Below are 11,094 nucleotides of genomic sequence, written 5' to 3'. Positions count from 1 at the left end.
CGTCATTATCTTCATTGGTATCATTTCCGGCATCTGGAACCTGACATTGCTTTTTCAATCATACTAACAGACGTCACCGCTTTGAACCGAAAAAATACATAAATTTTTCATGCCTAAATATTGATTTTTTATAAAAGTTCTTTTTTTCTTGGTTGATGTATTAAAAGCCTGCTAAAACGCAGGAAATGGGGCATAAATCAATACTGGCGAGGCTTTCAGGCCAAACCTTTGTCGAATTATTGAATATAAACCATGGCAAAATGAAACAATTAACTTGAAATTAAATCGTTAACAATCCCGTTATAAATCGGCTTTTATTTCACACATCGGCGCAAAAAATTAGTTTTTAAAACAATGTGTTTCCGGATGCAATCATGATTTTGTTTCTTAGAAATCTCTTCTTCAATCAAAAATTATTTTTCCAAAACTATTTTTTGATTCCGTTTGATAGTGATAAAAATAGATTCCGCTTTTAAGCCCGTTTCTTTTCACGACAAAATTTGATTCATGAATCGGGAACTCTTCAATAAATTTTCCTGTCACATCAAAAATATTAATCTTTCCCTGACCGATTAAATTGTCCTTGAACTGAAATACAACTTCACTTGATGCAGGGATCGGGTGAACCCAAAGAGTTTCATCATGAGCCAGGTATTCATTCACAGAAACAGCATTACAATAGTCCGTGTTCTGCAACATTAACGGAGCGATTGAAATGGAAGGGAGCACATCAATAAGGGTAAATGTTACAGCTTGTGAAACAATTGATGCTGCGCTATCCATCAACGTATTGGAGTAAGGGCTGAGTAATACTTGCGACGTGTTGCAGGCGCCATTTAAGGACGAGTCGGTTTTATTTATAAAATAGGCGAAGTTCGTAAAACTGTAATTCAGCCCGAAGGAAACCAGCCCATCTCTCACATCATAGCAGCTTGCCATCGTCCCAATGGTATCGGCAATTATATATTCTTTTGAATCAATTACATTCCCCGAGCTGTCAATCTTAAATGATAAATTTCTTGCAAGAAGAGTAGTGGCAAGACTTGCACCGGTAACAAAGTTGTTACTTCCGGCATCGCTGATGTCATAGAAGGTAAGTTTTTGATTGCTGCTTCCAACCCAAAAACCATAATTCCATAAAACGTTTCCAAGACTGTCTGTTTTTAATAATTGAGAACTGCCCCCGCTTGTGTTGCTGATAACGATCAAAAAACCATGGTCTGCAGTTTCCTTAATATCGGTTGGAAATAAATTAATCCCGGTACAGTCAATTTGTCTTTGCCAGATAATATTCCCAAGCGTGTCAGTTTTAATAAGTATGGCAGCTCTTGGAAGCGTGGTACTGTAGATTTCACCATAACCTGCCAGTAAAAGATTTTGATCAGCGGTTGGAGTGATTGCCTGCAACACCACACGCCTCGATGTACCTCCGCTCATGTTGGCTCCCAATAAAAAATCTCCCTTCAGATCGAGTTTGATAAACAATCCACCGTTCGTTTCTCCTATACTGGTCCGGCCGACTCCATAAATACTATTGTTTAAAACTGTTTGTGAATAGATCGTACTTCCCGATGAAATAATTTTTTTGGCAGAAATTAAACTTCCGTCATAGCGCATTTTCAACATGGTCGTTTTTCCATCATCATAAGAATTAATGAACAATGAATGGTCTGGCAAAATCATACCATTGAAACTCCATAATGGATAGGACAATGAGTTGTTTTTATAAACATTGGACCACGAAACACTACCATCATTTCCGACCTGAGTAACTGTTGCTCCTGTGTCGGAGGAAGCAATGGTTGATATAGCATAGTACCCGGAGTCAACAGGAGATTTAAAAATGTCGTAACTATTGCCATATATGGTAGTCACCGGCCCGATGGTATATCGTATTTTGAAAAACGAGCTGTGCGTTTGCCTGAATAGACAGAAAATAAATCATGGCTAAACAAAGTAATTTCGCTAATACTTTCATCTGATCAAGGTAAAAATAAGATGGTAAATATGGCAATTATTTTCAATGATCTGTTTTGAAATCCGCGGTATTTAAATTGTATTGGTGCTTTCGAAAGAAACAAATTCAGGCTTTGTTTGCTGCTGAAACCCCCTCCAAAAAATACATCTCAATCTCCCCCTTATTCTTCACCTGAATTTTTCCGCGTTGAATACATTTGAATTTATCTTTTACTAAAGGGCGCCTCTAAAAACCTCTTTCGGGTGCTGTTAATATTATTCACTGTTTCAATCAAGAACTTTCAATGCTTGATCTTTTTTTGCAATACTTCGTTGTTCGTCAGTCTGATACTTAGTTTCAGTATCATCCTTCCTCACGCCTCATATTGCAAAAAAATCTCGGCACACATCACCCAAAATAGGTTTTTAGAGGTGCCCTAAAGCAAATGTACTGCCGCTGATATTTACCTTGCCCGCTTCACCGGATGATTCCATGCGTGAAGAGGAACCTAAATAAAAAGATAAAATACAGTAATAACAAAAACCCAAATTCTCATGATCAAAATGAAAAGGAGCCGACAAGATAATATATTGATCGTAAATTTTGTCGGAATTCTACGGCATCACTCCTGAAAAAACAAATCCAATTGCCTTGATTCTTTATTCACAGACAGCGGAATAATTTTTCCTCTTACCGGATGATCAATTTCGAAAAGGTTTGATTCTTTGTCACGGGAAGCAACTGCAATGGTCAGATCGTCCTGATAGGATTGATACAATTCTTCCACAAGTTCCGGACGATTGTTGACTTGAGACAAATGTCCCAGCAGTAAATGATTCAAATAGCCGGCTTTGTGCTTTTTGAAAAGCTCCAATGCCTCTACATTGGAGATATGTCCTCGCCCACCGCTGATACGTTTCTTTAACCGTTTCGGATATCCACCTTCCTCTAACATCTGTTCGTCATAATTACTTTCCAGGAAGCACGCATGACATTGCCGGAAGTAATGAATCACCGTTTTACACACAACGCCAATGTCAGTAATCACACCGGCTTTGATTCCCTCGTGCTCAATGATAAAACTCACAGGATCCTGCGCATCATGGTGTTTGTTGAAAGGAACAATAGTGAGATCACCAATAGATATTTTTTCATGGTGATTAAAATGAAAAATATTTTCCTTGTTCGCGCGAATTCCTGAATAGCGTAAAGTTCCGGGATTGATGTAAACAGGAAGAGCATATTTCTTGCTGAGCTGACTCACACCACGAATGTGATCGATGTGTTCGTGGGAAACAAAAATGGCGCGTACTTTTTCCATCGACAAATTCAGTCGCTCCATACGCTGCTCCGTTTCTTTACAGGAAATCCCCGCATCAACCAGAATCGCTTCATTGCCGTTCCCGACATAATAGCAATTCCCGTTACTTCCTGAATTAATCGACGCAATCTGTAAAGACATTTTGTAAAGGACGGAAATTTTTTCTTAGTATGTAATTGAAAATGTTGTATGAAGGTCCGGTTTTTTTGGAACGACAAAATTGTCCTATTCAATCCCGCATCACCCGTGCTCCGCTCGTTCCTCGCTGTGCCCGGGGTTAGTTTGCTCAGTGCAGCGCATATTAAAAATCCGAAAGAATGAGGTTCTTACATGACTCCGCTGCTTCGACGGATATCCATCCGTTGTCTTCTAGCTGTGTGATTTTAATCCACCTTGAATCGCTCAACGTGTCGGCACACTTCTAAATTCTTTTAAAACTTTCATAAATCGCTTCAACAGAAACCTTCTTCGACAGATATGCATCCGTTGAAGCGCGTGTGGGATAAATCCGGCTCAGCTGAGATGGTCAAACTTGCAAATACCTCTCATAGAATCCAGGAGTTGTTAACCCTTCGCTGGTTCTTACGAGTCGAATTTTGAACCGTCCCATTCAACACCATCAGGAAAAAGTTCTGATTTTCTCTTCCGCATTTCTGATGCAATCAAAGCGCTATTTCCTCCTTGTTCTTCCAGTTTTGAAATAATATTGAGATAACTTTTTTCATCTCTGTTTTGACTAAGTTTAAAAACATTCTCAATTTTCTCCGCTTTAATTTCAAAACCAACTATGGCTGGCATCATTTTGTTCAGAAATTCGTCGGGAAGGTTGTCGTAAAATGTCAATGATGCTGTATCGCCCTTTTCAAATTTCAAAGTAAGTCTTCGCATAAATTGTTTCAACTCTTCATTCGACATAAATGTTATTTGTCCGGCTACGTGAACACTCATATAGTTCCAGGTTGAACCAATATGTGGATTGCTATACCAGGAAGCGCTTACATAACAACTCGGTCCTGTGAATACAAGTAATGCGTTTGGATTTTCCACGAATGCTTTGTGATGGTCAGTGTTTCGCATAATGTGTCCTTGCAAAAACAGTTCGCCATTTCTTTCATCAAGCAAAACCGGAATTTGTGTTCCGACTTGCGCACCCGACAAAAAACTTCCGGTCATAAAAGCAAACGGGTTTTCTTCTATGAAATCCAAAATTGTCTTTTTGTCTTTCTCTTTGAAATATGAAAAATTATACATTCGTTATTTGCTTATGTTGTTGTGTGTTGTGCAACTTATATTAGGAAACAATTTCCACAAAATACATATCAATTTCCCCTTTATTCTTCGCCTGAATTTTTCCACGATGTGCACAATTGAATTTTTCTTTCACTAATTCATAAGTGCTGCCGCTGATATTTACTTTTCCCGCTTCTCCACTGCTCTCCATTCTCGATGCAATATTCACCGTATCACCCCATATATCATAAGCGAATTTTCTGACGCCAACAATTCCCGCTACAACCGGACCAGTATGAATGCCAATTCTTATTTCAAAAAGATCTTTGCCTTCAATAATTCTATGCTCCGAATGAAGTTTCATAAAGTGTTGAATTTCGAGTGCCGCTTTTACAACATCGGTTGCGTTTGTTTTATTGATAACAGGCAACCCTCCTGCACACATGTAACTATCGCCAATAGTTTTTATTTTCTCGATGTTGTGCTTTGAAATGATGTTATCAAATGCCTTGAAACAAGTATGTATTTCAGCAACTAATTCTTGTGCAGAAAGTTTTTCAGATATCTGTGTAAATCCTTTGAAGTCGGTAAACATGACAGTTACTTCATCAAACTGTTTTGCTTCTGCACTGCCTTTCGCTTTTAGTTCTTCTGCAACTTCTTCCGGAAGAATGTTTAACAATAATTCATCACTTCTCTTTTTACCTTTCCTGATTTTATTTCGCTGAGCAAAAAATATCCCGGCAAACAAAACCATTGCTGCAAAGCCACCAATAAACCCATTTCGAACGAATTTTTGTTTTTGTAATTCCGCTTTTGCAACAGCATCTTTCTTTTCCTGTTCCGCCTTTTGTTTATCAGATTCATTTTGAAATTTTTCTTTCTGTGCCGCTTTGTGTATTTCGTCACCTTTTAGTTTATTACTGAGCAAAACATATTGCTTGTAATGTTCATAAGCATCCGTACCGTTACCGCTTGCCGAATCAATTTGAGAAGCCAATAACTCCGCTTCACTTCTTTGTTTTATATCAATTTGCTTTTCCAGAACAGCTATGGCGCGGTGGCTGTATTCTTTAGCTGTCCGGTAATTTTTCTTGCCAAAATAATCCTTGGCAAGTAAATGATGACATCGTGCAATTTCGTTTTCCGCTGGTAATTCTTCCGCAATTTTTAATGACTTCAAATGACATTCAATGGCTTTTACAAAATCACCTTGCATATAATAAACTGTACCCGTTTCATTGAGCACATCAATGACTTGCCCTTTGTTTTTTGTTGAGTCAAACACTGCCAAACTTTTTTCAAAATACAAAAGGGAATTTCTGAAATCATTATTATCTCTATGTACTAAGCCGATCCACTTATATACAGAACCAATAGTATGGTCAATGTCTTTTTTTGAATTGCATATTGCTATCAGCTTGTTGTAATATTCAAGCGCCTTGTCAACATTATGAAGTGTATAATAAAACCCGCCTACAGCAGCAAGTACGTTAAATAAATCATTCGTGTCTTTTGTTTCATTTAAAATTGAAAGTGAATTCTGATAGTTTTCCAATGCCTGTGCGTTTTCGCCATTATCCCTGTACATGTCTCCTAATTGCGCTAACGAGAAGGCTTCTCCTTTTTTGTAATTCATCTCCTTTGAAATTTCTATAGCAGACTGAATTGATTTTAAAGCTTGCTGATAATTACCTATTGATAAAAAATATTGAGACAATCCCCAATAGCCATTTAAAAGAAAAACGGTGTCTTTTATTTCAAAAAATACAGCTAAACTTTTATTTGTGTACTCAAGATATCCGGCAGTATCACTTTTATAGAAATACAAATAGGAAATATCCAAAAGCGCTTCGCCAATTCTTCTTTTATTTCCTTCTTTTTCATAGCCGGCTAAACGTGCCTGTATGAACTCAATTACTTTATTCCAATCGGTGTTATTGTTTTTTGTATAAAAAACAATTATTAAATCATAAGCACGTGATTTTTGCTCCAGAATAATTTTCCGCTGCTTCTCATCTATATTTTGTGAAAGAAGTTTATCCGCGAGTTCCACTGCGGGCTCTGCATAAAGCATATTGTTCTTTATTTCGCATGCTTCACCAAGAGCAAGGAATAATCGTAAAAGTGTAGTATCCTGCCTTGCGTTTTGTAATTCTGTTTTAAGAGAATCCATTATTCTGTTTTGAGAAAAACAAAATTTCTGAGTAAATGCCAAAAAGAAAAATATAAATATTTTTTTCATAAATCAAATTAGTTCTTCTACAAAGTACATATCAATCTCCTTTATTCTTCGCCTCAAATTTTCTACTAAATTGGTTTGAAGTTCCGATGTCGCCCAAGAATGCCGTATAACGGTTTGCAGCTACAAGAAGTTGGCGATTGCGAAGCGCTAAACTGTCTGCCACCACTGAACTTGATACGAAGCACAAAATTTCATTAAAGCACTGTACCCGCTTTTTTGCCAAACGCCTGTTAGCGGTTCTGGCATTTTTGAGTAGAACAACTTTCATCTGCTGTTTTCTAATTTTGTCGTGTCAATACCTTTTATTAGCAACCATAAACAAACAGACAGTTCCCCTATAAAAATTGGAATTGCAAGGTAGACGAAAATCGGATTTGCAAATCCCTTTGAGAGAAACATTGTAAAGCTATTTATCAAGTAGCATAGTCCCGCTATTGCATATAATACGCCAATAACTCTCGGCATCGCATTAGTTTTGTAAATCACAAATCCCATTAAAATGCAATAAAATCCAAAGAATACTAAACCAATTGCATAACCTTGTGATTGAATGTTTAATGACAAAAGGGAAAGTGTTGCTAATTGGCTTTGTTGAAAAGTATTTAAGTAAGTGTCATTAGCTAATAGCAACAATGGAGTAATTTGATTTAATAGATTGACTGCAATAATTGCCGTTTGAATAATAACTAATGACAAAGCAATTTGAAGTAGAATCTTATTTGACTTTTTGAAAAAGTGATAAATGATCAATATTGTGGGTATGCCAACTACAAAATTGATCAGGTCAGCAACAAAACCCCAACGAAAAAGCATTTCATTGGTTTGAATGTTATGAGCGGTAGTCAAAGCATCGTTTGACACTGTTAATGTTTGTCTAACAAAAACCTCAGAAAATAATCCTGTAGCTATTACAACTAGATAGCAAAAGCCTGCAATTCGTGCTAAACTTTTATTTGAAATCATTTTTGCTGGGGGTTTAAGTTAGTCATTGTCGTTTTTATATATTTGTCTTTAAATTTATTTTTCGTTATATAGAGTTTGCGGGTTGCTTTCTTGCCTGACCGCTAACAATTCACTATGCGCTACTTTTGCATATATCTTCAGTTTGACAAGTAAACACAATTAATTCTATTCTTTTCCCGGCAAATAAATTTATACTTTAAATGCATTGGGATTCCGGCAAAATCTTATTGTTCAAATTGCAAACATTCTCTTAATAATGCAAAGGTTTTGTACACAAATTGCAAACAACCACCCCTCATGCATTAACAGATATCCATCCATCGAAGCATGTCGAATTTTATTTGAACCCTGATGTGAATTTTTATATGAAATTTGTCGCTTAACTACATCTTTCGCGATCCAAAGTGGATTTAAATCACAAAGCCAGAATTCAATGGATGAACATCCGTCGAAGGGTGTAGTAAGTAAATTCATGGCTGGTTCTAAATACGGCACGGCAGGGAGCTTTTAATTTAGGACATCTCCTGAGCAGAAGAAATAATCGTACTTTTGAGCTCAGTCCACTATTCCCTAATAAAGGAACAAAAAGAGAAGGATATGCGTGGTACAAGATTTCGAAAATTCAAATCAGAGTAGGATAAATAATTAACGCTGATGAATATTTATTTCTTAAAAATATATCGCTGATTAAATGAACCCGCAGTGCTTTCAACATAATGCTCGCACATTACACAAAGACAAATAAAATATTCTACATGAAAATAAATTACTCCTTTCGAATGATTAAAATCTGGCAACTGGTTTTACTTTTATTCTGTTTTCAATCAGCTTCATCGCAGGTGGAGTTGAGATACCTTCCGGGTTTCGGAACCTCGCTGTATGATATTAATGATTCCGGAAATGCTGTTCAGCGAGGTGGGGTTTATTCTTTTTTAAACGGCTCAGTTACACCAATAGATACTCCCGCCACTTCTCTGACCGGGATTAATAACCACGGCGATCTGATCGGCACTTTGCCAATTGTTATTAATAATACAACTCTGGACCAACCGGGATACAAAAAAAATGGTGTCTGGTATCCAATGGGTTATTTTCCGGGTGCAACCGATCAGGCAAGCGTAAGTAACGCGCAGATTTCCGAAAATGGTGAATATATAACCGGACAAATGTCTATTGACTGTTGCAATAGTCAGGCGTTCTTGTACAATGTTCCCACAAGTACTATCGAAGAAATAGCGGATCCGGCAAATGAATACAGCGCCGGATACTGTGTAAATAATTCAGGCATCATTGGCGGCTGGTATGATCCGCAGCCTTCCGGTACAATGCGAGTTCCCGCTTATATGACAACCGGATCGGTGATTCATTCTGTTCCGGCATCATTGCCAACTTTATCAAGTTCCAATCAGATTAGTTCTATCAATAATTCGAATGTAATGGTGGGTGATCGCGATAATGTTCCTTTTATTTATGATCTGGCCACAAACACATTTACTACCTATCAGGTTCCGACAGGGTATGATCTCGCGACATTTACAAGCATTTCCGATAACGGTGTTGCAGTCGGCTATTGTCAGATTACTTTTCCGAACATCGTCCGTGATGCAATTATCTATCATCCTTCTCTCGGAAACGAACCTGTACTCCTGAGCGCTGTATTGGCTGCGCATGGTATCACGAATATCCCTACAACAGATGGTTTACTGGGAACTGCAATTGCAATTTCTCCGGATGGAAACTTTATTTGTGGCTGGGATAATCAGTTTGCAATGTTTGCCTCCGGATGGGTCGTTAATTTCAGCGATTCATTATTATCCGATTGCTATGTTTCCTGTCCGCAAGATATAAACGATGTAAGTCTCACCGGTCCAAAAGCAATCAATTATTCTATTACTACAACGTGTAGCGCTCATCCAATGGCAAGCATTTTATTGGTTTCAGGATTGGCTTCCGGCGCGCTGTTTCCAATTGGAACAACCGTAGTAGTTCACAATTTGGTCGACACAAACGGGATCGTTCTAAATACCTGTAGTTTTTCTGTAACATTAACAGATACGTATTGCGATCCTTCCAATCCGAATAATATCGTTGAACCAATTACACTTGTAAATGTCGCCGATATCAATAATGCATCTTCTGTGAGCGCCGTTGCCGACTACGAAGATTTTACAACAATCACCGGAAATGTTGAAATCGATTCCAGCTATACGGCGACATTCCAGGGATATACAGGCGGTGCTAACACCGATTTTTTCAGAGTGTATATTGACTGGGATCAGGATGGTTTTTTTAACGATCTCGAAGAAAAATACGACATGGGCAGCGTAACCAATTCTACAGGCATCGATACTATTCACGCAAGAGGAACAATCAGTGTGCCGTCAACCGCACTTACCGGATTAACAACGATGCGGGTAATAAAAAACTATTATGATTACACGATTAACTCGTGTATGATCAGTTCGTCCATGGGACAGACAGAAGATTACACACTGAATGTCACAAGTAATCCGACAGGCATTCCATCCTACAGCTCCTCCGGAATCCAATTCTATCCGAACCCGGTGAATGCTATTTTGAATATAAATTCACCTTCTGTCGTGAATTCAATTTCAATCTGCAATGTGCTTGGACAAGAAGTTCTTCAAAGTGAAATGCAGACATCTTTCTGCCAAATAAATGTCTCGTCTCTTCCGGCTGGAATGTATCTTGTAAAAATAAGTACAGATGCTAAGGTGATAACAGGTAAGTTTATCAAACGATAATTGGACCCGGGAAAAAAATCAGATCTGCACAGTTTTCTGCAGCATCGATAAATCAAATCCTTTTGCCTTCAGTCTGGAAAGAATTTCCAGGTAAACGGCTTCTTCCATCTTTGGTGATCGCGACAAAATCCACAAATATTTTTTGTTCGGGTGACTGACTACGGCATAGCTATAATCATCGGCCAAATCAATTATCCAGTATTTGGCTCTGAACGGCCAGAAAAACTGTACTTTCAATTTTGCATTGCCCGAACCTTCTTCAACAAACGCTTTTCCTTTGATGTAAGAAACCTTGCCATTCACGCTGTCTTTGTTACAACGATTCTCGACGATTACATATCCCTTTTCACTCAGCGTATATTCAGCAGTAGTGCAATGACAACCTTTTTGAAAGATTTGAGGGTAGGAAGCAATTTCATACCATTTGCCTGCATACTTGTTTAAATCCACGCTCGGGACCGTTTGCAGTGTTTGTGATAAACCGGTTTTTATGGTCATGAAAAATAACAGACTTAAAAATGAAATTAATAATAAAGATGCAAGCAGTACCCGCCTTGAAAATGTTTTTGTCATGTGTAATATTCCTGCTTGAAATTACGAAAGAGAATGGTAT

Annotated in this window: 7 protein-coding genes; 1 reads left to right on the top strand and 6 read right to left on the bottom strand. The window is 37.9% G+C overall.

The features are described 5' to 3' along the window. Positions 1-402: 402 nt before the first annotated feature. From IPP86_00925 to IPP86_00905, 5 genes are all read right to left on the bottom strand, one after another. Positions 403-1,875, bottom strand: coding sequence for a T9SS type A sorting domain-containing protein (locus IPP86_00925; GenBank protein ID MBL0137074.1), 1,473 nt, complete (start codon positions 1,873-1,875; stop codon positions 403-405). Between the two features lie 704 nt (positions 1,876-2,579). Beyond that, positions 2,580-3,419, bottom strand: coding sequence for an MBL fold metallo-hydrolase (locus tag IPP86_00920; protein MBL0137073.1), 840 nt, complete (start codon positions 3,417-3,419; stop codon positions 2,580-2,582). 441 nt (positions 3,420-3,860) lie between these two features. Next, positions 3,861-4,529, bottom strand: a complete 669-nt coding sequence (locus IPP86_00915) for an FMN-binding negative transcriptional regulator (protein MBL0137072.1) — start codon at positions 4,527-4,529, stop codon at positions 3,861-3,863. Positions 4,530-4,569: 40 nt separating this feature from the next. Beyond that, a complete protein-coding gene (locus tag IPP86_00910) occupies positions 4,570-6,753 on the bottom strand; it encodes a tetratricopeptide repeat protein (GenBank protein ID MBL0137071.1) in 2,184 nt (727 codons plus the stop codon). A 264-nt stretch (positions 6,754-7,017) separates the two neighbouring features. Next, a complete protein-coding gene (locus IPP86_00905; protein MBL0137070.1) occupies positions 7,018-7,716 on the bottom strand; it encodes a DUF4386 domain-containing protein in 699 nt (232 codons plus the stop codon). A 755-nt stretch (positions 7,717-8,471) separates the two neighbouring features. Between IPP86_00905 and IPP86_00900 the strand changes: the two genes are divergently transcribed. Further along, positions 8,472-10,481, top strand: coding sequence for a T9SS type A sorting domain-containing protein (locus IPP86_00900; protein ID MBL0137069.1), 2,010 nt, complete (start codon positions 8,472-8,474; stop codon positions 10,479-10,481). An 18-nt stretch (positions 10,482-10,499) separates the two neighbouring features. Here the strand turns inward: IPP86_00900 and IPP86_00895 are convergent, their stop codons facing one another. Continuing rightward, positions 10,500-11,054 carry a lipocalin family protein gene (locus IPP86_00895; GenBank protein MBL0137068.1) on the bottom strand — a complete coding sequence of 185 codons (555 nt, stop codon included), beginning with the start codon at positions 11,052-11,054 and terminating at the stop codon, positions 10,500-10,502. Between the last annotated feature and the right edge of the window lie 40 nt (positions 11,055-11,094).

Source organism: Bacteroidota bacterium (genome assembly GCA_016720935.1).
Lineage (GTDB): Bacteria > Bacteroidota > Bacteroidia > AKYH767-A > 2013-40CM-41-45 > JADKJP01.
Note: the sequence above shows the minus strand (reverse complement) of the source record. Positions and strands in the feature narration are given on the sequence as shown.

Coding starts and splice junctions, on each gene's coding strand:
- IPP86_00920 (MBL0137073.1), bottom strand. CDS start 3,419: ATGTCTTTACAGATTGCGTCGATTAATTCAGGAAGTAACGGGAATTGC.
- IPP86_00915 (MBL0137072.1), bottom strand. CDS start 4,529: ATGTATAATTTTTCATATTTCAAAGAGAAAGACAAAAAGACAATTTTG.
- IPP86_00910 (MBL0137071.1), bottom strand. CDS start 6,753: ATGAAAAAAATATTTATATTTTTCTTTTTGGCATTTACTCAGAAATTT.
- IPP86_00905 (MBL0137070.1), bottom strand. CDS start 7,716: ATGATTTCAAATAAAAGTTTAGCACGAATTGCAGGCTTTTGCTATCTA.
- IPP86_00900 (MBL0137069.1), top strand. CDS start 8,472: ATGAAAATAAATTACTCCTTTCGAATGATTAAAATCTGGCAACTGGTT.
- IPP86_00895 (MBL0137068.1), bottom strand. CDS start 11,054: ATGACAAAAACATTTTCAAGGCGGGTACTGCTTGCATCTTTATTATTA.